Here is a 24,629-nt window from a genome sequence, read left to right as displayed (position 1 = left end):
CCGCCATACGTGAGCGAGCGTCCACCCACAACCCGCCATACGTGAGCGAGCGTCCACCCACAACCCGCCATACGTGAGCGAGCGTCCGCCGAAAACCCCACATATCCGAGCGAGGGTTCACTTCCGAAGACGTGGCGAATACGCTGAAACAAGCTGCCCCATTCCCCCGTCCCTAGCTTTGGAGCCCATTGATGACAGGTTGGAATGCCGAGAACCTTGCAGGTTCGGCCGGCGCAGGCGCCGTGACGTTGTTGGCAGGAACATCGTTTTGCGTCTCTGCGGCCAACGGCGATATGGATCAACTGCGCCCGCACGGGATGTTCTTCCGTGACACGCGGTTCGTTTCGAACTGGGTGCTGGCGGTGAACGGCCACCCCATCGAAGCCTTGGGTTCCCCTGTCCCGGAGCCTTTCCGCGCTGATTTTGTGGGCCGTGCGGCTCGCACCGACGGCTTGGCAGACAGCCATCTGCTGATTGAGCGCAGGAGGAGCGTGTTCGGCGGGGTCCGCGAAGAGGTCACGGTCAGGAATTTCTCCAACAAGGCCACCCACGCGACGGTTTCACTCAGGGTCAATGCGGACTTTGCCGACATCTTCGAAGTGAAGGAAGGGAGGGCACACCACGAGAGCGTGCATTTGACGCGGGATGGCAACGGGTCCTTGGTCCTTGAGTCCCAGAGGCAGGGCCGGCACGTCCTGGTCACCATTGACGCTCCGAATGGCGCCGTTGACGGAGATGTCATCAGCTATGACATCTCCCTTGAACCCCAAGGCCATTGGTCCACGGGTGTGACGGCCACCCCCCGCATCGACGGGGTCGGACCCGAGGCCGACGCCGAGGTTTGGGGGAACCAACGCCCCACCGATGTCCCGGAAGAAAGGCAGCAGGAGTGGCATGAAAGGGTTCCTACAACGGAACTTGCCAACAAGGCCTTCGAAAAGGCGTTGGCCCAGAGCAGGGCAGACCTCGGCTCCCTCAGGATCTTCGACGCTGACCATCCCGGGCGGACGGTGGTGGCTGCGGGATCCCCCTGGTTCATGGCCCTTTTCGGCCGGGACTCGCTCCTGACGTCCTTCATGACCCTTCCCTTGGATCCTTCGCTCGCGCTGGGAACCCTCAAGACCCTGGCCGACCATCAGGGCAGGACCGTCAACCCGCTCAGCGAGGAGGAGCCGGGGAGGATCCTGCACGAAGTGCGTCTCGGTGCCAGCACGGGCCTCGCCCTCGGCGGCGGCAGTGCCTACTACGGCTCGGTGGACGCCACACCGCTGTTCGTCACCCTCGCCGGGGAGCTCACCCGCTGGGGATTCCATGCCGACGTCTCGGAGTCCCTTCTGCCCGCGGTGGACCGCGCACTGGACTGGATCCGCGACTACGGAGACGCCGACGGCGACGGCTTCGTTGAATACTCCCGAGCCACGGACCAGGGCCTCCTCAATCAGGGCTGGAAGGATTCCGGGGACGGCATCAACTTCGCCGACGGCACGCTGGCGGAACCACCGATCGCACTGTGCGAAGTCCAGGGCTATGTCTACACCGCCTATCTGAGCCGGGCCCTGATGGCCCAGGAGGAAGGCGATCTGAAGCTGGCCGCGGTGTGGGGCGCCCGGGCGGCCGAACTCAAGCGAAAATTCAACGAGCAATTCTGGCTCCCCGAACGCGGTTATTTCGCGATCGCCTTGGATCGCGACAAGCGCCCGGTGGACGCGTGCGCGTCCAACATGGGCCATTGCCTGTGGAGCGGAATCGTCGACGACGACAAGGCTCCGCTGGTCGCGGCGCGGCTCATGTCGGACACCATGTTCACGGGTTGGGGCGTCCGGACACTGGCTTCGGACATGGCAGCATACAACCCGGCGAGCTACCACAACGGCTCGGTGTGGCCCCATGACAATGCCCTCATTGCCGGCGGATTGATGCGCTACGGCTTCATTGAGGAGGCCCAACGCCTCGTCACGGGCCTCCTCGATGCGGCCGAAGCGTTCGGCGGGCGGCTTCCGGAGTTGTTCTGCGGACTGGATCGGAAAAGCTACGGGACGCCCGTCCCCTACCCTTCGTCCTGCTCGCCGCAAGCGTGGGCCGCTGCCACACCGGTCCATCTGCTCCGGGTCCTTCTCCGGTTCGATCCGTGTCTCACCCACGGCGGCCTCTGGCTGGCGCCCGTCGTTCCTGAAGGCTTCGGCGGGATCACCATGCGGAACATCCCGCTCGCCGGCTCCCGGATCTCGGTGGAGGTTGCCAACGGAGAAACACGCGTCAGGGACCTGCCCGAAGATGTCGCGCTGCACCTCGAGGCGCGCAAACCGCTTGCCGATCTGTTGGATGTCCACCACGTCACCGCTGGACTGCGGCAGGGGTACTAGGTGCGCATCGGCCTTGTTGCCCCGCCTTGGCTTCCGGTCCCGCCGCCCGCATACGGCGGCACCGAGTCGATCATCGACATCCTGGCCCGCGGCCTGGTTGCCGCGGGCCACGAGGTGCTTCTCGCAGCGGCGTCCGGAAGCACATGTCCAGTGGCCAAAGTCCCCGGACCACCGCTTGCCGACGGCTCGAGGATAGGCAACGGGACGGACGAATTGCGCCACAGCGTGTACGCGTTCGCGGCCATGGACGACGTCGACCTCATCCACGACAACACCCTGGCGGGGCCGCTGTACCGGCATCGGCCGAAAGGAACGCCCATCGTCGCAACGGCCCACCTCCCCTTTTCGGCCGAAAACCACGACATTTACCAAGCGATGGCCACCGACACCGCAATCATTGCCATCTCGCGCCATCAAGCGGAAACTGCCCCCGGAATCAAGGTACGTAAGGTCATCCACCACGGGATCGACACCCAATCCGTCCCGCTCGGAGCCGGCGACGGCGGCTACGTCAGCTTCCTCGGCCGGATGCACCCAGGCAAGGGCCTGCCCGAAGCAATAGAGACCGCCCGCCTGGCCCGGATACCCCTGCGGATTGCGGCAAAGATGTACAGCGCGGAAGAACATGAGTACTACGCCGCGGTCATCGCGCCCCTCCTGGGGTCCGACGTCGAATACCTCGGCGAGCTGAACGCGGCGGACAAGTTCGCCCTCCTGGGCGGGTCCGTGGCCCTGCTGAATCCGCTTCAGTGGGATGAACCCTTCGGAATGGCCATGATCGAGTCCCTCGCCGCCGGGACTCCGGTGGTGGCAACATTCCGGGGATCCGCTCCGGAGATCGTTTCCGAGGGGGTCACGGGCTACCTCCGCTCGAGCCCCCCGGAGTTGGCCGAGGCCGTCATCGCCGCCGCCAGGCTGGATCGCCGAGAGTGCCGCCGTTCCGCGGAAAACTACTTCAGCGCCGAGCGGATGGTTGCCGAACACCTGGCGCTCTATGAGGAACTCCTCGCCGAGCAAAAGTGATCCTCCCAGCCAGGTATGACACCCTGAAAGCAATGAGTTTTCCAAAGACGAGCCGGCTGCCGGACATACGTGGGACCTTTGCCAAGCGCTGGGCGCGCGCCGGCACGGGTTTGCTTTTTGTGCTCGCAACCGTTGCCTGCGTGGTCGCGTTCATCGCCACGTTCTATTTTTTCGTGCGCACCACGACGGGTCAGTACATCGACGAATCCGCTTTGGTGGAAGCCGCGGCCATCAACGGTCCCACCGAGCGGGCAACCACCCAGTTCCTCGATTGGTTGCCGGTCATCTCGGTGGCGATCGCCGCCGTCGTCGTTCTTTTCGTCACGATCATGCGCCGCCGCTGGAAGTCCGCCGGGATCGCCCTCGCCGCTTGCGTCGCCGCAAACCTGGCCACCCAGCTCCTCAAGGACTGGTTTCCGAACAGGCCGTTCCGCGGCGTCCAGACCATTGAACTGAACTCGTTGCCCTCCGGCCACACCACCTTGGCGGCTTCGGCGGCCGCCGCGGTGTTCTTGGTGGTGTCGCCGCGCTGGCGGCCTGTGGCGGGGTTCCTCGGTGGCACTTTCGCGGTGGCGGCCGGGGTTTCCACGCTGATCAACCAGTGGCACCGGCCCGCCGACGTCGTGGCCGCGTTCCTCGTGGTGGGGGCGGTCATGCTTCCGGCCGGCTGGTTGGTGCTGCGCACGGGAAAGCGCTGGAACGTCCAGGACGGCCGCGGTGGGCACTGGGCGTCGTCGCGTTTATGGCTCTTGCTGGCGGCGCTGGCGGGTATCGCCGCTGCCGCGGTTTCGGTGTATTCGCTGTTGAAGATTGCGCCCGGTGTCGGCCGGGAAAGCAGCACCACCAATTACTTCTGGGCCGGCGTCTCCCTGATTGTCATCACCGGCTATCTGGCAACGGTCGCCGCCACCTGGCTTTTCGACGTGAGCGCCCGACGGCGGCAATCGCCTTAGTCCCTGCCGGTCGCCGTCGTGTTCAACCGCACCAGCTCGGGAGAAATCCCGGGACGCTTTTCAGGACGGCGCCCGATTTCACGTCCACGAGGTCCGTCCGGATGGGGGTCGGTTCGGGGAGGACAGGGTACTGGTCTCCCGTGTATTGGGGTGCTGCCGTTTCGACCGCGAGGTAGTCGCCGGCCGGTGAGATGCACGTGTCAAGGATGGCCGACCAGTCCGCGGCAGGCTGGTAAAGCTGGCGCGAGCCGTTCTTGTCGGCGAGGTTCACCACGGAGGCTTCCTTTCCGCCGTCGTACTTTCTCACTACCTGCGCGTACTGGCCGGACGTGCCGAGGACCATCGGCTGGCTCGCCGTGGTGGTGGTCCCGTTGGCGACATCGGGCACGAACGCGCCGGTGAGGCTGAGCGGCGTGGAGGTCCCGGTGGTGAGGTTGATGGTCGAATAGCGTGGCGGGTCGATGCCCTTTTTCAGTCCCTGGTCGGCGACGGCGAGTTCGTTGGTGCCGGGGACGAATCCGAGGATCCCGGCATGCGCTCCCAGAGGCGACACCTTGCCGCTTTCCAGCGCATCAATGAGGAACATGGACTGGTCGTCGGTCTGTGCCACCAGGGTGGCCGCACCGGGGACAAAGCGCCAGTCCGCGGCCGAGACCGGACCGTTGATCCCCTGGACGGCGCGCGGAGCCGAGGACGGACTGCCCACGTCGTACACGAAGAGCGATTTCCAGTACTGGCCGGTGCCCGAAGACGCGGTGAAGGTGAAACCGATGAGGTGCTCGGAGGGTGCTGCATGGAGGTTGGCCACGGTTCCCAGGCTTGGCAAGGGAACAAGCGTTGGCGGCCCGCCGGTGAGGGGCACAATCTCGAGCGAGCTGGTGTTGTCATCGTTGAGCGTGACCACAGCGAGGGCAGTGGGAAGTGCCGCATACTCCTGGATGCGGGGGGCGCTGACGATGACGGTGCCCTGGTCGCTGCCGGACAGGCTCGTGCCGAGGATGGTGTCCGGCTTCTTGTGCCCTGTGTCGTCCTTGCCGGTATCCCTCTGCAGGCTGTACAACGCAAAGGCTGCGGGTGTCGCGGTGCGGGCAAGTGCCGAGGTGGAGTTGGCGTGCGGCAGCTTCGAAAGGTTCGCTGCCGTCAACCCGCCGGCAAGGAGGGCGAGGATCGCGATCGTGCCGTAGAGGCGGCGCACGAAACGGCGTCCGGCCAGGAGCTCGGCCGCGGCCGCAATCGCGGCGGCCCGTTTGGCCGAGACGGGGCGGCGCTTAGTAGACATAGGGCTGCGCCGGCTGGGTGGTGGGCTTGATGGAGTTCGGCATCAGGACGATTGCCTCGCGGCTGGCCGCGTTGGGGTTGGCGTGGAAGCTGCTGGTGACCGTGACCCAGCTGTCGGTTTTGAATTCGTTTTGCCACCCGGGGTGATAGACGGGAACACCGATCGGCTGGGCATCGACCGCGCAGCACGTCACCACGAACCGGGTCACGAAAAAGAGGTTTGGATCTGTCGTGTCCGCGCTGATGAACCCAGTGACCGTGGCGGTCTTGTCGGCAAAAAAGTCCTGCCCCGCGCCCGACCGAAGCAACGATGCCCAGTCCCGGACGGTGAAGGAGGAATAGTCGCCTTTGCCCGGCAGCGCGGGTGTTTTCAGCGTAAGGGCGGACGCTGAGCCGTTGAGGTCGCGCTGGGCGACAGTTGCGGTGGTAAGGGTCGACGGCGGCAGGATCAGCAAGGCGACGATGGCGGCGATGATGGTCAGCACGCTCCCGGCCGGCCGCAGCCAGCCCCATCGCGAACGGTGCGCGTCGTCGCCGGGGGCGTCGCCGTCGTGCTCGTGGGCGTGGGCGTCGCCGGCGTGGGTGTGCCCGCCATCGGGGGCGTCATTGGCGCCGGGGACCAAGGCGAAGGCCGCCAGGGCAAGCACCCCTGCGATGACGGCCATGATGACCGTGAACACGAAATACCGCGGATGGATATACAAGGCAAGCTGCCCCGTCAGGCCCAGCCAGATCGTTGCGACGAGGCCGATGAGGCTGAGAACCACGCCTTGCCAGCGGCCCACGAGCCGCCTAATGACCATAGTTGACCGCCAATCCGAGGACCGCGGCGCACAGTGCCACGAGCACGCTGAGCTGAAGGAGGGTCTTCGCGGTGAAGGTGGTGCGCATCAGGGCGAGCATTTTCACGTCGATCATGGGCCCGAAAACGAGGAAAGCCACGATGCCACCCGGCATGAAGGTCGCACCGAAAGACAGGATGAAAAAGGCATCCACGTTTGAGCAGATCGCCACGACGAAGGCGAGCAGCATCAACGCCAGGACGGACCAGACGGGGTTGCTGCCCAGGGCGACCAGCACTTCGCGGGAAACGGCCACCTGGATCAGCCCCGCCATGCCTGCGCCGATGAACAGGGCCGGCATCATTGCCCGCGTCTCCTGCGAGAACATCTGCACGCTGCGCCGCACCCTGCCGGCGGCGCCGCCGTCGTGGTCTGCCACGTTGCACGTTTCCTGGAACCGGGCGGTCAGCAGCTCCCCCGGACGCGGATGCCGGCTGTAGATCCAGCCGACGAGGTTGGCGATGAAGAACCCGCCCAGGACGCGGGAAACCAGGATGCCGTTGTTCCAGCCGAACGCCTGCGCGGTGGTGACGATGGTGACGGGGTTCAGGATGGGCGCGGCGAACAGGAAAGTCATCGATTCCGCGACGGTGAGGCCCTTGACCACCAGCCCGCGGGCCAGTGGAACATTTCCGCATTCGCAGACCGGCAGCAGCATTCCCAGAAGCGAAAGGACCAGCCTCCGCAGTACCGGACTCCGTGGCAGGCGACGGAGCAGCATGCCCTCCGGTAGCCAGACCTGGACAGCGATCGAAAGGACAATTCCGAGGAAGACAAAGGGCAGGGACTCCACGACGACGCTGATCGACAGCGTGGCGAAGTCGCGGGCTGCGTTGGGAAGCCCGAAGGTCTCCGACGTGGACGGCGCCAGCACCCGCACGACAGCGAAAAGCGCAACGAGCACAAGGCCGACAACCAGCCCTGCAGCGGACTTCGACGTGAGAGCCCGGGCCGGGGTTCCGTGCTCGTGTTCCGGCTGTTTACGTTTGTCGACTGCAGGCAGCGCCACGGGCACTCCTTCCTCCATGGGGCCGGTCGGGCAGGCCTGACCGGAAGGGGCTGGCGAAGTCGACTGTACACGCGGGGTGCTTGCGCGACTAGCCCTGGACGGGGCCAGGGCACCGATTCGAGTAGAGCACTTTGCAAGCTACCTAGACGCATCGGATGCACCACCTAAGGCAGCGTCAGGAAGCGTGGCAAGAACAAGTATTGACCACTCGTTTCAACGGCTGCCCGGGGTCGTAGCCTCGCATGTACGTGAGTGTGAATAAACAACCGGCACCGAGTGCCACCGCTGGAAACCCAGATCGGACTCCCCTTTCGAGCGGCACCTTCTTGGCCCACCAATGAGGGATCACCCGGCTGCCTGTGCATTACCTAGCCTGGGGAGGAGTTGACCATGAGTACCACTAATGACCAGCAAGGGACGACGGAATCGCCGCGCGAGGGCCGCACACGGCCCCAGATAACCCGATTACGGCCCGGTAAGCACTTTGGCAAACGCTGGACCGCATTCGGCAGCACAGCGCTGGTTGTGGCCGGTCTGCTGGCCGCGGTGGGATTCGCCGCTCCGGCACATGCTGCCCCAAACACGGTAGTGTCGCTGACGTTCGATGACGGCAACGCGGACCAATTGACGGCCGAAGCCACGATGAAGAGCCTGGGCTTGGTCGGCACGTTTTTCATCACCACCGGGTGGATCGACCAGCCCACCTACCTGACCACAGCCAACCTGCACCAAATCGCCGCCGACGGCAATGAGATCGGCGGCCACACCGTGACCCACCCGGATCTTGTGTCCCTGATCCCCGCTGAAGCGACACGGCAGATCTGTGACGGGCGCGTGGCGCTGATGAACATGGGCTTTAAAGTCACTAGTTTCGCCTACCCCTTCGCATCCGAAGACGCGAACACCGAAGCCTTGGTAAAGGGGTGCGGCTTCAACAGCGCCCGCGGACTGGGCGATGCCGCCGGCCCGGACCCGGCCTCGGCGACGCTTCCCGCGGCAGACACCATCCCCCCGGCCAATCCCTACGTCACGGCGGCACCGGATGAGGTAGACAGCACCTGGACCCTGGCGACCTTGGAGAACCAGGTGACCCACGCCCAAACAACCACCGGCGGATGGGTCCAGCTGACCTTCCACCACATCGCCGTCGGCACGGACCCGACTCTGACGATCACCCCGACCCTGTTCAGCCAGTTCGCCAGCTGGCTGGCACAGCAAAAGGCAGCCGGTACGGTCGCGGTTCAGACCGTGGACCAGGTCATCGGCGGGACCCAGCAGCCCGCAGTTGCTGGCCCTGCTGTGCCACCACCGCCAGGGCCGGGAGTCAACATGATCCAAAACCCCAGCCTGGAAACCTTGGTCAACACAATCCCGCAGTGCTGGGCCGCCGGCGGGTACGGCACCAACACCCCTGCCTTCTCCATCGTCACACCCGGCCACACCGGCACGAACGCCGAACAGCTCACCCTGACAGGGTGGGTGTCCGGGGACGCGAAACTCCTGCCCGCCCTGGACCTAGGCGGCTGCTCGCCGACAGGTATACCCGGACATACGTATCAGCTGAAAGCCTGGTATAAATCCACCGCGGCAACCCAATTCGAACTCTATTACCGGGTCGGCAACGGCTTCTGGACATACTGGACCGCAAGCCCACTGGTCGCCGCCGCGGCGAACTGGACCCAAACCACCTGGACCACGCCTCCCCTGCCGGCCGGCGCCTCAGGAATCAGTTGGGGCCTGAACATCCAAACGAATGGCACCATCACCACCGACGACTACGAGATGTACGACAACGGTGTCTCGTTCGCCGACATCCCTTCGACGTATCCGTTCTACAACGAGATCACCTGGCTGGCCACCAACGGAATCACCACCGGATTCCCGGGTCCTAACGGAACCACCTTGTTCGAACCGCTGCAGTCGATCAGCCGGGAAGCGATGGCCGCGTTCCTCTACCGCTACGAGGCCAGCCCGGCGTTCAATGCCCCGGCGGTATCCCCGTTCACTGATGTTCCCACCTCGGACCCCTTCTACAAGGAAATCACCTGGCTGGCCACCGCCGGCATCACCACCGGGTATCCCGGGCCGAACAACACAAAAACCTTCCACCCCTTGGATTCGGTGAACCGGGATTCGATGGCCGTGTTCCTCTACCGTTTGAGCGGCAGCCCAGCCGTGACCCCGACCACCGCGTTCCTCGACGTACCCGTCAGCTACCCGTTCTACAAGGAGATCAGTTGGCTCGCCTCCACCGGCATCACCACCGGATGGCCAGTAGCCGGAGGATCGATTTACCAGCCACTTCAACCCGTACACCGCGACGCGACCGCCGCGTTCCTGTTCCGCCTCAACGCCAAATTCCCCCGGCCCTGACGGGAGGGGCGCAATATCCGACCACCTTTGAACAACCTTCCAGTCCGGAATCCCCGAATTTTCGAGGATTCCGGACTGCTGAGGTGTTCAAAGGTGGTCAGATCTAGAGGTTCGGCCCGTTGAGCGCTTCCGCCCGGTAGAGGTTTTCGATGATGGTGTCGGCTTGGGCTGGCCCCATCTTGGGGTACATCGTGCGGAGTTCCTTCACCGCAGCCTCATGTCCGCGGTTGACATGGATGACGCGTAGCCAATTGATCTGCAGTCCGGAGAGGTGCACCCCGACCTTGGAAAACTGTCGGTGTTCGATAATTCGCCAAACGCTCACGGCCGCCTGGGCGAGCGCCAGCACAATGATCAATGGCGCAAAAGTCTGAAGCTGCCGTGGCCAGGTGAAGAACATGGCAGTGAAGATTAGTGCGATCCACAGCGAGCCGGCACCGAATTTCTGCCATCTGAGCCAATCGGGAAACCGTCCGGGGCGTAGCGGCGGGATCTCCAAGAGGTCCGTCTTCTCTGCAGGTGCTACGGAAATGACAGCCGATCCAAGCAGTAGGGTGCCCATCCACAGATATGGGCGACCGGGGTCTGTGATTTCGGGGAGGGAGAGAAGCTCGGACACCATCACCGTGGCGGGCAGGATGAAAGGAAGGGCATCGGCCGCCTGCGCCCGCATCAGCGCCATCGGTTTGGACCGTCGGTCCCATGACAGGATGACGACACCCCGAATCAGGCCAATGACGCCAATGTAGAAGGCCAGGAAAACGATCCTGCCGTTCTGTGGTCCAGCCGGCGCTGTGGCGGCGAGCCACATCCCGGCGCCGCCTTCAAGCAGCAGGGCGCTGCCTGCCACGATGGATACAGGTTTCGCATTCCGGATGACCCGCATGAACTGTTCCTCACCGCCGAGGCAGTTCCCCCTGCGATCATCGAACGCCAATGCTTCGCAAGTGTCAACGATTCCGCCTCCGGATCGCCCGGCTCCCCGACTTTCGCTTTTGGACATGAATGCCCGACGGCGGCAGTCGCCCAAGTGCCGATGTCGAGGCGTACCCTGATGCTATGGGTGCCGAAGTCCTGGATCTCAGGCTCACCACGGGCATCCGGATTCCGTGTATTGTCCAGGGCGACGCCGATGCGAAGCCGTTGTTGCTGTTACATGCCTGGGGTGAATCCCATCGTAGTTTTGACCGCCTTGTGCCCCTGCTGAGGGGCTTCAGGGTTTACGCGCCCGACCTCCGAGGGCAGGGCGACGCGGAGAAACCCGAGCACGGCTATTCACTGGTAGAACAAGCGGAGGACGCCATCGCGTTCCTCAGTTCCGTTGGTTGAGGTTCACGAGCGGGTCACCCGCTTGCGGGGGCCGCCCTCGGCACCAGTGCGCGCAACCGGAGCCGGGCAGGTTCCTCGACGTACTTGAACAGCAGGTGGGTGGCCAAGGCAATCCCCAGCAGGCACGCAGCCGCGAGCAGGTTTTCCGCCAGCGGACTCGCTCCCTGCGGCCAGTCCCTGATGAGCCAGTAGAAGAGGTAGATGAAGAACATGTGGACCAAGTACAGGCTGTAGGAGCTGTGGCCACCGTACTGCAGCCACCGCGCGGACAGCGCCGAGCGGAGCCAGCCCCGGGTCAGGCTGAGCAGGGCGATGAGCAGCGGGAAGGCAAGCACGGCCAGCCGTCCCGGGCCGGGTTTCCCGGCCGTCGCCAGGAAGACGACGACGGCGGTCCCGGTCAGGAGGGCGCCGGGACCGGCCAGGGCAGGATTGAACTTCATGCGGTCAGCGTTCCGTGCGGCAATGCACGCAAGAGCGCCGGCAACGAAGCAGCACGCGATCCGCAGCAGCCATTCATACGGTTGATGCTCGGTGGTGGCGATCGGCAGGTCCGGACCCCAGACCGCCGTCGGCAGGAGGACGAGCACGGAGGCGGCCAGCGCTGCGAGCGGATGCAGCCGGCGCAACCGGAACAGGACCAGCGCGAGCAGCGGGAACGCCAGGTAAGCCAGCCACTCGGCACTCACCGTCCAGCCCGGGCCGAACCAGCTGGCGCCGTCGGTACCGGGTTGGAACCAGAGGTGCATCATCAGCAGCTGCTTGGCCAACCCCCACGGCGACAGGTCCGGGGCCTGGGTCTGGAGGGACCATTCCCGCACGGATTCCTGCGCGGTTCCGTACACGAACCAGAGGCCCAACACGCCCACCACCAGTGCGAACGCGGGCCACATCCGGGCGAACCGGGCCCAGACGAAGTCCGCTGCAGCCCGCCAGCGGAACCGTGGGCCCAGCCGGTCAAGGTATGTGTAGGTGATGATGAAGCCGCTGAGCACAAAGAACACATCCACGCCCAGGTCGCCGTTGGCAATGATCGGGCGGAACAACTCATAGACGGGGGCGAGGAAAGTCTGCTGCATGGCTTGAAGATGGAAGAACACCACCCACAGCGCGGCCACGAAACGCAGTGCGGTCAGCGTCGCGAGATCAGGCCGGGACTGCTTCGGAGCGCTCGTCGGCAGGCGATTCTCCGGCCCGGAACCAAGCGGGGGTGCGCTGTCTGTATCGGGATTCCCAGCGGTCGGATTCGCAGTGGGGGCACGATGCGGAGGCGAGATGACTGAGAACATCCAATTCACCATACCGGAGGCACCTGACCGGAGTCTGGGAGCTCCCTACCCAACTAACTCGCAGTAGGTGTCGTTTTCAGCCCTCAAAACGGCATCTACTGCGAGTCAGTTGGGCCCTAGTAGTTCCTGCGGTGCTTGAGCTTCGGGAGCGCGACGGCGAACACCGCGGCCGCGGCCACGCCCAGGACGCCGGTGGCCCAGACGCCCGCGGCGAGGGACACTGCGGCAGTGAGGGCGGAGAGCAACACGGGTCCGCCGGTGGCACCGGCGTCGGAAATGAACCGCCACAAGCCGAGGAATTGCCCGCGGCCCTTGTCCGGGGAAAAATCGGCTCCGAGCGTCATGATGAGTCCCGAGCTGATGCCGTTCCCGAAGCCGATCAGGAGCGAGGCCAGCAGCAGCCCCACGAAATCGGCGGACGACGGCATCAGGAACAACGCAGCGCCCATGATGAGGGTGGAGGGCACGGCGACCCACATGCGCCCCTTGCGGTCCATGAGCTTGCCGGCCGGATAGAACACCAACATGTCGATCGCGCCGGACAGCCCGTAGATCAGCGATGCATGCGTTGCGTCCAATCCCAGGTGTTCCGCCCACAACGGGATGACCACTTGGCGTGAGGCGCGCAGCGCGCTGAGCAGCAGGATTCCGGTCCCGACCGTGAGGAACACGCCCGCGTGGGAAACCGCGACGCCGCGGAGGGTGGGCTCGGGACCCTTGGGCCCGCCGTCGACGTCGTCCGGCAACACGAGGTCCGGGATGGTGAGGGACAGCACCGCGGCGGCTGCCATGCCCGCCACGCCAACCCAATACGCACCGCTGATCCCGGCGAACTGCATGACGGCCGCACCGACGAACGGGCCGATGAACACGCCGATCCGGGTGACGCCGCCCAGGGTCGAGAGTGCGCGTGCGCGGTAGATGACCGGGACCGCTTCGGTGAGGTACTTCTGGCGGGCAAGGTTGAAGACGCTCGTGGACATCCCGACGACGGTCATCGCCACGGCGAGCAGCCAAATGCCGTTGTGCGCAAGGAGCGGCGCGAATCCGGCGGCCAACAGGGCAAATGCTCCGGCGGCGCCTGCGGCAACGATGGCCCATCGCTCGCCGAACTTGATAGTGATGAGCGATGCGGGCAGGTTGAAGAACCACGACCCCAAACCGATCAACGTGACCACCAGCGCGGACACGGCCACTGAGGCGCCAAGGTCTCGGGCGGACAACGCCACCACCGGAAGCACCGCGCCTTCGCCGATACAGAACAGCAACGCGGGCCCAAAGGCGGGCAACGCAATGCTGCGGAGATTGAAGGGTTGAAGGGTGCTGGTGGTCGTCATCCCTTTCATCCTAGGACGCCGCCTCCTTTCCGACGCGCCAAATATCTCTCGCGCAGGGATTTCCGGCTGCGTCAGGCATTCCGCGCGTCATAGGGCTCCTCGCGGACGGCGCCGGGGCACGCCTCCCGCCGCCAGCTTCCGTTCGAACACGCCAGGCGCCGTGAGTTCTGCCCACACCCAACGAACGACGCCGGCCCCGGTGGCGCGGATCCGGTCCTCGCGCAGTTTCTCCTCGACAACGGCCTGAGCGGCAGTCCGTCCCTTGAGGAATTCCGGTTTCAGGTACTTGTCGATGCCATCGAACTCCCCGGCCACCCGCACACCCCTCCAATAGAAGTCCGAATAGCCCACGAGGCCCTCTTCGTCGCGGAATTCACGTTGAAGAACCGGGGCCTCGAATCCGGCGACATGCATCAACGCCCGGCTATAGGATTCCCCCGCAGATCCGGACAAGGAATCCGCGAAATCGACCGCCGCTTGGATTCTCCGGATGGCCGCCGCCGTGTAAATTGCATCCGCTCGCTCCAGAAGGGTCTCTTTCGTGATGGCGGGCAATCCCCGTTTGCGGTCGGCTTTGAGCACATGATCGAGGGGAGCGATGGCTTCGACGAACGGAGTAAAAGCCGCCAGGTCCAGTACGGTGCGCACCCTGTCAGTCACCAGGAGTCCCTCGCAGCGATATACCTTGAGACCAGCGGGGTCCGCATAATGGCGGGTTATCCCGGCGCGCGAGCGGCCGCCATCGTTCTGGAGGGTCAGGGCCTGCACCGGATGATGCAGGCCTATGGTGGGAATCCCCCAAACAGACGCCGCCGAGTGCCTCGCGAATATGGTCCGGGCACTGGAAGTTTCGGCCGCAGCGCTGATCCGGACACGGTATTGTTCCCACGGTTTCAGCGCCGCCCACGCAGCGCCGTCAACGTACGCACCTTGGCGGACGCGGTGCAGGGCACCCGTTTTTGCACTCCGGGCGAGTTCCTTGAGGGTCGTTCCGAGAAAAAGGTGATCTCGGCTAAGGATCAGGCGGGGCAATCGGTTCATGACTAAGAAGCTGCCACGTGGATCGCGGCCCGCGACAGCACCGGATTCCTCCATGTGGACAAGTCCCGGGACATCATCCCGACGAGTCCCGTACCTGACGACCCCGTTTTGTCCCTGCGCCCACGGAATTCCGTCAGCGTCAGGAATTTAGCGCAGCGCCTACTTCAGGAAGCTCACGTTGAACGAGTTCAGGTCCACGTTGATGCCGTTCAGGGTGTGTTCGAACTTCTGCTGGATCCCGACGCGCATGGTGCTTGCCGTGTTCCAGCCGCCGTACTGCACCGGCGCCGGTGCCAGGTAGTCCGCGGTCCAGCGGGCGTAGTTGAGGTTGCTCGTGTCGGTATCCCAGAGGGGCACATCCGAGAATGCGGTGCTGTTGCCCATCAGCCCGGGCCACATGCCGCTGCCGCTGTAAATCACAGGCCGCACACCCAGGCTCCGCACACCATCCACCATGGCCCTCGTCACCAGGGATCCGCCGGGTTCGATGTCCAGGGCGAAGAACTGCAATTGGGACACGTACGGGCCGGCGGCCTTGATCCCGTTTTCCCAGCACGACGCGTCACGCGTGTAGACCGCGATCTTGAGTCCGGCGTCGAGCGCCATCTTCAACTGGGCCTGGGTCTGTTGCCACGGGGTGCACGTGCCCCAGGCGGTCGAGTGCATGACGTACAGCCGGAAGCCCTCGGCGTAGGCCTGCCGGAACCAGTCGGGGTCGGTGATGGCTGCGGTGGTGTCGAGCACCTTCACGGAACCAGCTTGGGGCACGACGACGGCGGGCGCCGGCGCGGCGGCGGGCTGCGGAACGGCGGGAGGTGCTGGAGTCGGCGCGGCGAGCGGCGCTACCTCAGCGGCGGGTGCAGCGTTCGCGATCGGTGCGGGGGCGGCGTCGGGCGCTGTGTCGGCGGAGGGGTGAGTGCCGGTGGCACCCGTCAGTCCGAGGAGAAGCGCGGCAGCGAACACGAGCATGAGTTTTTTGGGAATCAAAGGAGGCTCCTGGGTGCTGGCCTCGGGTTCAGAAACGGGCGCAGCGGGGTGTCATGAAGGCACGGGATGTGGTGCACCATGCCCGGGCCCAGTTCCCGGTCATGGCGAGGATGCCACGCAAAAGCGAACGACGTCCAGGTGCAACTCTAGGGAAATCCGGGCAGAACCGACAATTTGCAATCCACGTAGTATTCGAGTAAAAGCATCCACCTACCCGCGCAAAACCAAGTAGCAAATAGAGTGTCGCCAGCGTCACGCCAGGCAATAACTAAGTAGCCCCACCCAACTGACTCGCAGTAGATGTCGTTTTGAGCCTTCTAAACGACATCTAATGCGAGCTAGTTGGGCGGGGCCGCCGAAAAGGGAAGGCGCTACACGTACCCGTCCACGATCGCGGCCGCGATCTCTTTGTACGCGCGTCGGGTGTCGGGGCGCAGGACGTCCAGAGTGACCAGGTCACCGTCGGCCACTCCCCTGTCGTGCGGCACGGCAATCAGCTGGCGGCAGATCCCGGAGAGGTGTTCCTCGATGGCATCCTTGTCCACGCGGGACGACACCTCGTCCTTGTCCGTGATCACCACGATCGCGTTGCGGGCGAGTTCTTCATAGCCGTGGCTCGCAAGCCACTGAAGGGTGCTGCGGGCACGCTTGGCACCGCTCACGGCATAGCCCGCGGCGATGATGAGGTTGTCGGCCGATTGCAGGATCCCGCTCATCGCATTGTGCGTGACGCCGGTGCCGCAGTCAGTCAGCGCAATGGAGTAGTAGCCGGAGATCAGCTCGCGAATCCGCAGGTATTCTTCGGCGGTCAATGAGTCCGAAACTTCCGGGTCCTGTTCGCCGGCGATCAGGTGCAGCCGGCCGGCGTGGTGCATGTACCGGGCCAGCGCCGTGAGTGAATCGACATTGTCGACGTTCTTGAGCAAGTCCGTGATGGTGCGCGGCGTGGCCTTTTGGTAGATACCCTCGCCCAGGGCACGCTCGACAAGGTCGCCCGAATCGGGGTTGGCGTCGATGGCGCAGGGCGGGTCGCCGCGGAATTCCGCCAAAGTGAGGCCCACGCCCACGGTGGTGGAGGTCTTGCCGATGCCGCCCTTGAGGCTCAGGACGGCCGTGTTGTAGCTGCCTTGGAGCTGGCGGGAAATGCGCCGCGCCAGTTCGTCTTCCTCGCGCTGCTTGGCGCTGGGCCCGAGATTCCAGGCGCCGCCCGTCAGCTTGTAGAGCATCCCGCGGAAGCCACCGACCGGTCGCGGCTTCTGTTCCCGCACGAAGGAACCCGGCGAAGAGATGAAGTCGGAAATCGGAGCATTGGCAGCGGCGGCGCGTCCGGCCCGTGCGGAAGCCGGGGAAACAGCGCCCGACGCCGGTGCTGCCGCCGTCGGGATCGCGCGGCGTGGTTCCGCGGGGCTTGCGTCAGCGCTGGTCGAGTCTGTTACGGCCCCGGCGGACGCGTCGGCGGCCGCTGCCGCTTCAGCCCAGGATCTGCTTTGGAGCGGGGCAGGAGTGGATGCAGGTGCGTCGGAATCGTTCGGCGTAATGATCGGCATGGTTCCTGTCCAGGGGTCACCCTCTTCGCGGCGGCGATCGCGGCGTCGACGAAGTTCGGGCTGCCCTTCGTTTGATGCAGCGGCGCTGGCTTCGTTGTCCACAGAATCCGGCATGGTCTTGTCCCCTAGGACTCGCAGCGTTGTGCGCCGCGGCTCTCGTTTAGATTGCTTCAACCAGCAATTCTAGGTGGCTACGGCCTCAAACCTGACATATGGGCCATGCCGCGCAGTTCGGACCCCGGTTTTGAGTCTGCTTTTGGGCCCGTGCCGGTTTCCACGGGTGCGAGGGTGTCCGGGGCGGGGACATCGCAACTTGTGCCGGCGTCCGTGGAGCAGACGCCTGTTTCGGGCAGCTCCAAGTGGACCGTGTCGGCGGCGGTCTGGTCGCCTGCAAGGGACGCGGCCACCGAGCGGACTTGTTCGTAGCCGGTGGCCAGCAGGAACGTCGGGGCGCGGCCGTAGGACTTCATGCCCACGATGTAGAGGTCCTTCTCCGGGTGCGCCAGAACACGGGCGCCGTGCGGGGGCACGGTGCCGCAGGAGTGGAATTCGGGGTCGATCAGCGGGCCGAGCTCGACAGGTGCCTCGACCGCTGGGTCCAGGTTGAGGCGGACTTCGCGCAGGATGTCCAAGTCTGGCCGGAAACCGGTGCAGGGAACCACGACGTCGGCGTCCAAGGTGCGTCCGTCGACGGCTTCGACGCTCACATGGGTCTCCAAGGTCTTGAGCGAAGAGATACCGAATCCGGTGTGCAGTTCGACTTTTCCGGCCTCGACCAGGCGGCGGAGCCGGGATCCGAGCTGCCCGCGCGCGGGCAGCCCATCGGCGTCCCCTCCGCCGTAGACCTTCTCCGCCGACGCGCCCCGGACGGCCCACAGGATCGTGGTTCCGGGTTCGTCCTTGGCGAGGTCGGCGAGGCTGATCAGGGTGTTCGCCGCGGAGTGCCCTGCCCCGACCACGAGGACCCGGCGGCCCGCGAAGGATGAACGGTCCCGGCCCATGACATCCGGCAGGGGCGCAGAGATCCGGCCTGCGGCGGTGTTCTCGCCGATGGCCGCCAGGCCCGAGGTGCCGAGCGGGTTTCGGGTGGACCAAGTCCCCGAGGCGTCGATGACGGCTGCCACGGTATGGTCTCGGATTTCGCCGTCCTCGTGTTCGACCCGCACCACGAACGGCGTGGTGTCGCGGTCCCGGGCGTGGGTTTTGTCGAGGCCGGCACGGGTGACCGCTCTGACGCGCGCGCCTGTCTGGAGCCGGGAGCTGATGGCCGGAAGGGCGGCCAAAGGCGCGAGGTAGTCGTCGATCAGTTCCCCGCCGTACGGGAGTGCCGTGAGGCGGGGTGCTTCCCAGCCGGACGGTTCGAGCAGGCGGACGGCTGCGGCGTCGAGGTTGAACCGCCATGGTGAGAACAGGCGGATGTGCCGCCATTGGTCGATAGCGGCGCCCGCCGTCGGGCCTGCTTCGAAGATGACAGGTTCCAGGCCGCGTTCAAGCAAGTGCGCGACGGCGGCCAGGCCGACAGGTCCGGCGCCGATCACAGCGATGGGTAGTTTCTTCATTGAATCCAATCCTGTCCTCTGTTTGATCCGTGGCCTCGCTGCGTGTCGTTACGTGGCAGTGCTGAGGGACTCGATCAGGCCCTCGATGCGGGACTTGATCTCGTCGCGGATCGGGCGGACGGCTTCGATGCCCTGGCCGGCCGGGTCTTCGAGGACCCAATCCTCGTAGCGCTTGCCCGGGAAATAGGGGCATTCGTCGCCGCAGCCCATGGTGATGACGACGTCGGATTCCTTCACCGCCTCGGTGGTGAGGATCTTGGGGATCTCGGCAGACATGTCGATGCCAAGTTCGGCCATGGCTTCGACGGCGGCCCGGTTGACCTTGTCCGCGGGCTGGGAACCTGCGGAACGGACCTCGATCCGGCCCTCGCCCAGGGTGGTGAGGAAGGCCGCGGCCATCTGGGAACGGCCGGCGTTATGGACACAGACGAAGAGGACGGAGGGCTTCTTGACGGTCATGAGAGGACCTTTCGATCGGATGCGGAGGCTGGCGCGGAAGCGGGCGTGGGCACAGGCGCGAGCAAAGGCAACGAGGCAACACTCGGATAAACGGCACGGACAAGGAAAAGCCCGACGGCGCCGCCCACCAGCTGGGCGAGGATGAACGCCGGCGCGGAGCTCGGGGCGATGCCGGCGAACGTGTCGGTGATCATCCGGGCCACGGTGACAGCGGGGTTGGCGAAGCTGGTGGAACTGGTGAACCAATAGGCGGCCGTGATGTAGCCGCCGACAGCGAAGGCAACCCTGTCAGGCCGCCCGGAGCGGATGGTGCCGAAAATGACCAGCAGCAATCCGGCCGTGGCGATGACTTCGCCGAGCCACAGCCCTCCCCCGGCCCGTTCATGCGTGGAGAGCGTCACGGCGTCGAGGCCGAACATCAGGTTGGCGAGCACGGTCCCCGCCAGGCCGCCGGCGAACTGGGCAGCGACCAGTGCCAGCGCGGTGGGCGTGTCCAGGATCCCCAGGGCGCGTTCCACCAAAGTGACCACAGGATTGAATGATGCCGAGACCGGCTGCAGGGCCAGGATCAACGCCACGAGCGCGGCACCGGTGGCGACGCTGTTCTGCAGGAGCTGCAGTCCGACGTCGTTCGGCGACAGTCGCGAAGCCATGACGCCGGAGCCCACGACGGCCATGACCAGGAAGGCGGTGCCGGCGAACTCGGCCACGGCCCGCCGAACCAGCACACTCACTTGGCCTGTCCCCCGATCAAGGCCGCCAGGCCGGACAGGGCATCGGTACGGGCTCGGTAGTAGACCCAGACACCGCGCTTTTCGCGTTCCAGGAGGCCCGCTTCGTGGAGGACCTTCAGGTGGTGGCTGATGGTCGGCTGCGACAGCTCGAAGGCGTCGTTCAGATCGCACACGCAGGCTTCGCCGCCCTCGTGGGACGCCACGAGGGACATCAGCCGCAGGCGCACCGGATCACCCAGCGCTTTCAGCAGCGGCACGATTCCTTCGGCTTCGGATTCCGACAAGGGTTCCCTGGACAGCGGCGAACAGCACGCCACCGTCTGGACGGGCGTCAACTCCAATGACATAGACACACGTAAATATTTACATTCGTCAATGTTTAATGCAAGACCATTTAACGCAAGGCCGTGTAACGCTAGGCCGGACCGTCGTCAGCGATCGCGGCCGCCGCTGCCGTGATGCGGTTGGCCATTCCCTTGAAGATGACACCGTGGAAGGGCAGGACTGCCAGCCAGTACAACCGTCCGCCCAGGCCCTTGGGGAAGAAGACTGCCCTCTGACGGTAGAGAGCTCCGCCGTCGGCTTCTTCGGCGCGCATTTCCAGCCAAGCTCGCCCGGGCACCTTCATTTCCGCGCGGAGACGCAAGAGGGAGCCGCGGTCGATCTGTTCCACGCGCCAGAAGTCCAGTGCGTCACCCGTGTTCAGCCGGGTGGGATTGAGCCGGCCGCGTCGGAGCCCGACTCCTCCGGCGATCTTGTCCATCCAGCCGCGCACGGACCAGGCCAAGGGAAACGAGTACCAGCCGTTGTCGCCGCCGATGCCTTCGATGACTTGCCACAGTTGCTGGGGGGTGGCCGTCGTAAGTTGCTGTTGGTTGTCCTGGTACACCAGGTGGCCGGCCCATTGCGGGTCGCTGGGAAGCGGATCGCTCGGAGCGCCGCGAACGGAGGAGTTCTGCCAGCTGGTTTCGACTTCTCCGTCCGACTCGCGCGCCAACGCCAGGCGAAGCGATTCCCGGTATCCAAGCAGCCCGGCGTCGGGCGGCTCGATGTATTGGTGGATGTCCTGTTCTCCGACCACGCAGTTCTGCTGCAGGGATCCGATCAGCGGCACGGCCAGGGAGCGGGGTATGGGGGTGACGAGGTTGACCCACTGGGATGCCAACCATGGGGTCAGGACGGGCAGTGCAATCACCGGCCGGCGCCGCAGGCCGGCTTCCGCGGCGTAGCCGTTCATCATCTCGTCGTAGCGGAGGACGTCCGGGCCGCCGAGGTCGAAGCTGCGGTTGAGTGAGGCCGGGAGTCCGGCGGCTGCGACCAGGTAGTACAGCACGTCGCGGATCGCGATCGGCTGGACTTTGTTCCGCACCCATCGGGGAGCCACCATAAGGGGCAGCACTTCGGTCAGTTGCCGGATCATTTCGAAGGACGCCGAACCGGAACCGATCACGACGCCGGCCTGAAGCACTATCGCGGGCACCTGCGGTTCCGCGAGGAAAATGTCGCCCACTTCCTTGCGGGATCGGAGGTGCCGGCTGAGCGTTCCTTCCGGGTGCAGCCCGCCCAGGTAGATGATCCGTCCGGCACCGGCGTCGGCCGCTGCCCGCGCAACGTTGCTAGCGCAGAGCCTTTCGGTTTCCTCAAAGGACCGCTGGCCCGATGGGCCCATCGAGTGCACCAGGTAGTAGATGGCGCCGGCCCCGGCAAAGGCCTGCCGGAGGGAGTCCACGTCCTCCAGATCGCCGATCATCACGTCCACGCGGGCTGCCCAGGGGACATCCTTGAGCTTGTTCGCGTGCCGCACCAGGACGCGGACGTCGTAACCGGCGTCAAGCAGGCGCGGGACGAGCCGTCCGCCGATATAGCCGGTGGATCCCAATACCACTGCAAGTGGATTCATTGTGCCCCTTCCGATGCGTTGGAGCCGGAAACCGGCGTCCTATGCCAGCGTAGCCCTACACCGATCCAGCCCGTTTCCGGCGGTCGTTCTTGCCGCGGAGGTCGCGGTTCAGGCGGCGGTCTCCGTGGTAGAGCAGCGACTCCCAGTCGACCTGTTCCGGGGTTTTGGGAATGATGGCCGGCGGCAGCGCTTTCGGCTTCTTGGGCGCGACGTACAGCCAGTTCAACACGCCAAGGTACATGTCCACTCCGGAGTTGGCCAGCCCGATGTAGGCCCGGATCGCGCCGGCGGCCATGACGGCGTTGAAGGCAGCGAATGCCGCGTTGCCCCAGTTTCCCAGTTCCCAGTTGCGCCGAACCGTCAACAAGGAGAACGCGACGATCAAGTAGGGGGCCAGGACGTAGAGGGCCGGAGCCGCGGTGCGGTCCTTGACCTTAGGGGTGCGGACGAACGGGATCTTGTCCCCCGTGAGGGCCTGCTGGAGGGACTTCAGGACGCCGGCGAGATTGACCGGCAGGAGAACCAGGTTGAAGCCATAGATCCGGAAGATGTCGCTGAACCGGTGCCCGCAGTCGCGCAGGTCGCTCCCCATGGCCAGGAAATAGGGCAACGCGGCAAGGAAGACCAAGGGGCTGAGGAGGCGGCTGTCGTAGGGGTACGCGAGGAGGAACAGCAGCCCGAAGCTCGCCCAGGTGATCGAGGCCATGTAGTTGACCCGCAGGAGGATTTCGCGGAAGAGGACCGGCCTGGCTTGGCCTCGGCGCTTGCGGATCTGCTCCCAGAGTTTCGGCAGGATCAACAGGCCACCGTTGGCCCAGCGCCGCCTTTGCACCACGAGCGATCCGAAGTCGGGCGGGGTGGCGCTGTAGCTGAGCCTCTCGGGGTAGTTCACCAGGGTCCAGCCGTGCTTGCCGAGGTCCACGCTGGACTCGGTGTCCTCGATGACGGTGCGGTCCTGGATGTAGGTCCTGACTTCAAAGCCACCCACCGTGGAGATCTCGACGATGTCTTCCAGCGCGCGTTTGCGGATCACGGCGTTCGCTCCCACCCAGAACGTGGCGCCGTATTGGGTCATCCCCTGGTGCTGGATGTGCTGGATATCTGTGGTGGCGCCGGCGATGCGTTCGATACGGGTAGGCGCTCCCCGGAAGGAGGAATAGGGCGTCTGGGTCACGGCCACCTGCTCGTTGCCCGGGGATTCGAGGAGGTGGACCAGGCGGAGGCAGTAGTCGCGCAGGAGCATCGAGTCCGCGTCCAGGGTCAGGACGTACGTGGTGTCGGGGATCGAGAGCGCATCGCCGTCGTCCATTCCCCCGGGCCGCAGGACGGTACCGTCGGCCGTGTGTTCCGGATGCCAGGTCCCGCCCATAAGCGAGAGGTAGGCGTTCAGGTTCATGGCCTTGTTGGCCTCGTGGGAGAGGCTGGCGAAGCGCTTCCGCTCGAACGTCGACACCCTCGCGTTGAAGATCCAGGTGAGCCGTGCGTAGAGTTCGGCGATGCGTTCCGGGCTGGGCGAGGCCTGCTGTGCCCTGGCGGAGGTAAGGGCCAGAATCACCAGTCGTAGTTCCCGGGCAAGGCCCATGAGGACCAGGTCCACGAAGAATTCATCCACGTGGTCCTCGACGGACTCGGTCTCGGCCATTGCTTCGAGCCACTCGGCAGCGTACTGGTATTCGGCGATGAGCCGCTCCACTTCGGTGCTGGCGTCTGGCCCCGCTTCCAGGCCGGGTTCTTGATCACGACGACGGCGGTACCTCGCGTAGGCGTCGTTGACCCTCGCCGCTGGTTCCTTGAGGGTTTCCGTGATCTGACCGGCGAGCGCGCGGGTGGCTTCCAGGCGCCCCAGCACCTCGGGGTCTTCCGGGAAGGGCGGGTCGTCGAGCAGCAGCACGACGCTCAGGTCCGGGAATTCCTGCAGGACCGCGGACCACATGGTGCCGCGGACTACTTCCGGTTCTTCTGCGTAGGACGGGATCAGCACGGTGATGCCGTCGGAGTAGTCGAAGAAGTGCCGGTCCAGTTCCCCACGGGGTACGCGGCGGTGGGCGCGAAAGCGTGTCAGGGCGCCTTGGCGGGCGGTGAGGTACATCAACGCCGAGAACGTCAGGAAGGACACCACCACCAAGTAGGAGAAGGTTTCGGCGCCGAAGCGGAAGCCGGCGCCTGGGTTGTCCACCAACTGTTTGAGCACGGTCGTGACCACGTAGCCGAGCCAGGCAAGGATGGTGGTGAGGACGCCGATCCGGCCGAGGACTATCTTCCGCCGCGATGGTGCCGGATGGACGATCGAGAGCGGTTCAGATCGTTTTTCTGCGCCCCATTGACGCTTTCGGACTTTTGCGGAATGCCCGTCCGCCGTTCCCTGCTCATCGGGCCGAAGCAGCACGATCTGATCCGACATGAATCCCCATTCGCGGTCCGTGTGCCCCCAGTGGGCACGCGGCACAATGCAGGCGTAATGTGACGGCCCGCACTACAGTGCGCCCCTATGATAGGCGAACGACGTGGAGTTGGGATAAGACTCGTGGAAATGCTACGCCAAGCTGCGGAGCTGCCACTCGAGTGAGGTCTTTCCCGGACATCCGCGACGTCCTATTCGAATCCTCTGG

20 protein-coding genes are annotated in these 24,629 nt (G+C 65.1%); 5 read left to right on the top strand and 15 right to left on the bottom strand.

Features of this window, described 5'->3' with window-relative positions:
- The first annotated feature begins 191 nt into the window (after positions 1–191).
- From QRN45_RS05155 to QRN45_RS05145, 3 genes are read left to right on the top strand one after another with little or no spacing between them, the layout of a single operon-like run.
- A complete protein-coding gene (locus QRN45_RS05155; RefSeq protein ID WP_284762563.1) occupies positions 192–2,363 on the top strand; it encodes an amylo-alpha-1,6-glucosidase in 2,172 nt (723 codons plus the stop codon).
- Positions 2,364–3,386, top strand: coding sequence for a glycosyltransferase family 4 protein (locus QRN45_RS05150; RefSeq protein ID WP_284762562.1), 1,023 nt, complete (start codon positions 2,364–2,366; stop codon positions 3,384–3,386).
- Positions 3,387–3,418: 32 nt separating this feature from the next.
- A complete protein-coding gene (locus QRN45_RS05145; RefSeq protein ID WP_284762561.1) occupies positions 3,419–4,339 on the top strand; it encodes a phosphatase PAP2 family protein in 921 nt (306 codons plus the stop codon).
- 22 nt (positions 4,340–4,361) lie between these two features.
- Here the strand turns inward: QRN45_RS05145 and QRN45_RS05140 are convergent, their stop codons facing one another.
- Genes QRN45_RS05140 through QRN45_RS05130 form a run of 3 tightly spaced genes read right to left on the bottom strand, consistent with a single transcriptional unit; the run spans position 4,362 to position 7,462 of the window.
- Positions 4,362–5,618: a hypothetical protein gene (locus QRN45_RS05140; protein ID WP_284762560.1), complete on the bottom strand. Its 1,257-nt coding sequence runs from the start codon at positions 5,616–5,618 to the stop codon at positions 4,362–4,364.
- Complete coding sequence (locus QRN45_RS05135) at positions 5,608–6,420, bottom strand: TIGR03943 family putative permease subunit (RefSeq protein ID WP_284762559.1); 813 nt, start codon at positions 6,418–6,420, stop codon at positions 5,608–5,610. Before QRN45_RS05135 ends, QRN45_RS05140 begins: the two co-directional genes overlap by 11 nt.
- Positions 6,410–7,462 carry a permease gene (locus QRN45_RS05130; RefSeq protein WP_241707150.1) on the bottom strand — a complete coding sequence of 351 codons (1,053 nt, stop codon included), beginning with the start codon at positions 7,460–7,462 and terminating at the stop codon, positions 6,410–6,412. Before QRN45_RS05130 ends, QRN45_RS05135 begins: the two co-directional genes overlap by 11 nt.
- A 396-nt stretch (positions 7,463–7,858) precedes the next feature.
- On the opposite strand from QRN45_RS05130, the gene QRN45_RS05125 reads away from it, so the two are divergent.
- On the top strand, positions 7,859–9,841 hold the full coding sequence (locus QRN45_RS05125; protein ID WP_284762558.1) for an S-layer homology domain-containing protein: 1,983 nt from the start codon (positions 7,859–7,861) through the stop codon (positions 9,839–9,841).
- Between the two features lie 103 nt (positions 9,842–9,944).
- On the opposite strand, the gene QRN45_RS05120 is transcribed toward QRN45_RS05125, so the two are convergent.
- A complete protein-coding gene (locus QRN45_RS05120) occupies positions 9,945–10,727 on the bottom strand; it encodes a hypothetical protein (RefSeq protein WP_241707002.1) in 783 nt (260 codons plus the stop codon).
- A gap of 173 nt (positions 10,728–10,900) precedes the next feature.
- Between QRN45_RS05120 and QRN45_RS05115 the strand changes: the two genes are divergently transcribed.
- Entirely contained in the window at positions 10,901–11,170 is a 270-nt protein-coding gene (locus QRN45_RS05115) for an alpha/beta fold hydrolase (RefSeq protein WP_284762557.1), read from the top strand.
- A 14-nt stretch (positions 11,171–11,184) separates the two neighbouring features.
- Here the strand turns inward: QRN45_RS05115 and QRN45_RS05110 are convergent, their stop codons facing one another.
- The 11 genes from QRN45_RS05110 to QRN45_RS05060 form a co-directional block, all read right to left on the bottom strand.
- A complete protein-coding gene (locus QRN45_RS05110; RefSeq protein WP_284762556.1) occupies positions 11,185–12,456 on the bottom strand; it encodes an acyltransferase family protein in 1,272 nt (423 codons plus the stop codon).
- A 116-nt stretch (positions 12,457–12,572) separates the two neighbouring features.
- Complete coding sequence (locus QRN45_RS05105) at positions 12,573–13,793, bottom strand: MFS transporter (protein ID WP_284762555.1); 1,221 nt, start codon at positions 13,791–13,793, stop codon at positions 12,573–12,575.
- Positions 13,794–13,880: 87 nt separating this feature from the next.
- Positions 13,881–14,834, bottom strand: a complete 954-nt coding sequence (locus tag QRN45_RS05100) for a hypothetical protein (RefSeq protein ID WP_284762554.1) — start codon at positions 14,832–14,834, stop codon at positions 13,881–13,883.
- Between the two features lie 159 nt (positions 14,835–14,993).
- Positions 14,994–15,821, bottom strand: a complete 828-nt coding sequence (locus tag QRN45_RS05095; protein ID WP_284762553.1) for a glycoside hydrolase family 25 domain-containing protein — start codon at positions 15,819–15,821, stop codon at positions 14,994–14,996.
- Between the two features lie 371 nt (positions 15,822–16,192).
- Entirely contained in the window at positions 16,193–17,482 is a 1,290-nt protein-coding gene (locus QRN45_RS05090) for a MinD/ParA family ATP-binding protein (RefSeq protein ID WP_241706996.1), read from the bottom strand.
- 77 nt (positions 17,483–17,559) lie between these two features.
- Positions 17,560–18,927 carry an FAD-dependent oxidoreductase gene (locus tag QRN45_RS05085; protein ID WP_284762552.1) on the bottom strand — a complete coding sequence of 456 codons (1,368 nt, stop codon included), beginning with the start codon at positions 18,925–18,927 and terminating at the stop codon, positions 17,560–17,562.
- 48 nt (positions 18,928–18,975) lie between these two features.
- Positions 18,976–19,386 (bottom strand): arsenate reductase ArsC, encoded by a 411-nt coding sequence (locus QRN45_RS05080; RefSeq protein WP_284762551.1) that lies wholly within the window; start codon positions 19,384–19,386, stop codon positions 18,976–18,978.
- Entirely contained in the window at positions 19,383–20,120 is a 738-nt protein-coding gene (locus tag QRN45_RS05075; RefSeq protein WP_284762550.1) for an aquaporin, read from the bottom strand. Before QRN45_RS05075 ends, QRN45_RS05080 begins: the two co-directional genes overlap by 4 nt.
- Positions 20,117–20,467, bottom strand: a complete 351-nt coding sequence (locus QRN45_RS05070) for an ArsR/SmtB family transcription factor (RefSeq protein ID WP_241707149.1) — start codon at positions 20,465–20,467, stop codon at positions 20,117–20,119. The genes QRN45_RS05075 and QRN45_RS05070 overlap by 4 nt, the downstream gene beginning before the upstream one ends.
- A gap of 68 nt (positions 20,468–20,535) precedes the next feature.
- On the bottom strand, positions 20,536–22,020 hold the full coding sequence (locus QRN45_RS05065) for an SDR family oxidoreductase (RefSeq protein WP_284762549.1): 1,485 nt from the start codon (positions 22,018–22,020) through the stop codon (positions 20,536–20,538).
- Between the two features lie 55 nt (positions 22,021–22,075).
- Positions 22,076–24,421 carry a glycosyltransferase family 2 protein gene (locus QRN45_RS05060; protein WP_284762548.1) on the bottom strand — a complete coding sequence of 782 codons (2,346 nt, stop codon included), beginning with the start codon at positions 24,419–24,421 and terminating at the stop codon, positions 22,076–22,078.
- Positions 24,422–24,629 lie beyond the last annotated feature (208 nt).

The organism is Arthrobacter sp. efr-133-R2A-63 (genome assembly GCF_030209795.1).
GTDB classification, from domain to species: domain Bacteria; phylum Actinomycetota; class Actinomycetes; order Actinomycetales; family Micrococcaceae; genus Arthrobacter; species Arthrobacter bambusae_A.
The sequence above is the reverse complement of the archived record's forward strand: the minus strand, read 5'-3'. Positions and strand labels throughout refer to the sequence as shown.

Bases quoted from the DNA above. Each gene is read 5' to 3' on its own strand.
- QRN45_RS05135 (WP_284762559.1), bottom strand. From the start codon at position 6,420: ATGGTCATTAGGCGGCTCGTGGGCCGCTGGCAAGGCGTGGTTCTCAGC.
- QRN45_RS05085 (WP_284762552.1), bottom strand. From the start codon at position 18,927: ATGAAGAAACTACCCATCGCTGTGATCGGCGCCGGACCTGTCGGCCTG.
- QRN45_RS05065 (WP_284762549.1), bottom strand. From the start codon at position 22,020: ATGAATCCACTTGCAGTGGTATTGGGATCCACCGGCTATATCGGCGGA.
- QRN45_RS05125 (WP_284762558.1), top strand. From the start codon at position 7,859: ATGAGTACCACTAATGACCAGCAAGGGACGACGGAATCGCCGCGCGAG.
- QRN45_RS05145 (WP_284762561.1), top strand. From the start codon at position 3,419: ATGAGTTTTCCAAAGACGAGCCGGCTGCCGGACATACGTGGGACCTTT.
- QRN45_RS05120 (WP_241707002.1), bottom strand. From the start codon at position 10,727: ATGCGGGTCATCCGGAATGCGAAACCTGTATCCATCGTGGCAGGCAGC.
- QRN45_RS05100 (WP_284762554.1), bottom strand. From the start codon at position 14,834: ATGAACCGATTGCCCCGCCTGATCCTTAGCCGAGATCACCTTTTTCTC.
- QRN45_RS05070 (WP_241707149.1), bottom strand. From the start codon at position 20,467: ATGTCATTGGAGTTGACGCCCGTCCAGACGGTGGCGTGCTGTTCGCCG.
- QRN45_RS05115 (WP_284762557.1), top strand. From the start codon at position 10,901: ATGGGTGCCGAAGTCCTGGATCTCAGGCTCACCACGGGCATCCGGATT.
- QRN45_RS05090 (WP_241706996.1), bottom strand. From the start codon at position 17,482: ATGCCGGATTCTGTGGACAACGAAGCCAGCGCCGCTGCATCAAACGAA.
- QRN45_RS05060 (WP_284762548.1), bottom strand. From the start codon at position 24,421: ATGTCGGATCAGATCGTGCTGCTTCGGCCCGATGAGCAGGGAACGGCG.
- QRN45_RS05110 (WP_284762556.1), bottom strand. From the start codon at position 12,456: ATGTTCTCAGTCATCTCGCCTCCGCATCGTGCCCCCACTGCGAATCCG.
- QRN45_RS05155 (WP_284762563.1), top strand. From the start codon at position 192: ATGACAGGTTGGAATGCCGAGAACCTTGCAGGTTCGGCCGGCGCAGGC.
- QRN45_RS05140 (WP_284762560.1), bottom strand. From the start codon at position 5,618: ATGTCTACTAAGCGCCGCCCCGTCTCGGCCAAACGGGCCGCCGCGATT.
- QRN45_RS05080 (WP_284762551.1), bottom strand. From the start codon at position 19,386: ATGACCGTCAAGAAGCCCTCCGTCCTCTTCGTCTGTGTCCATAACGCC.
- QRN45_RS05105 (WP_284762555.1), bottom strand. From the start codon at position 13,793: ATGACGACCACCAGCACCCTTCAACCCTTCAATCTCCGCAGCATTGCG.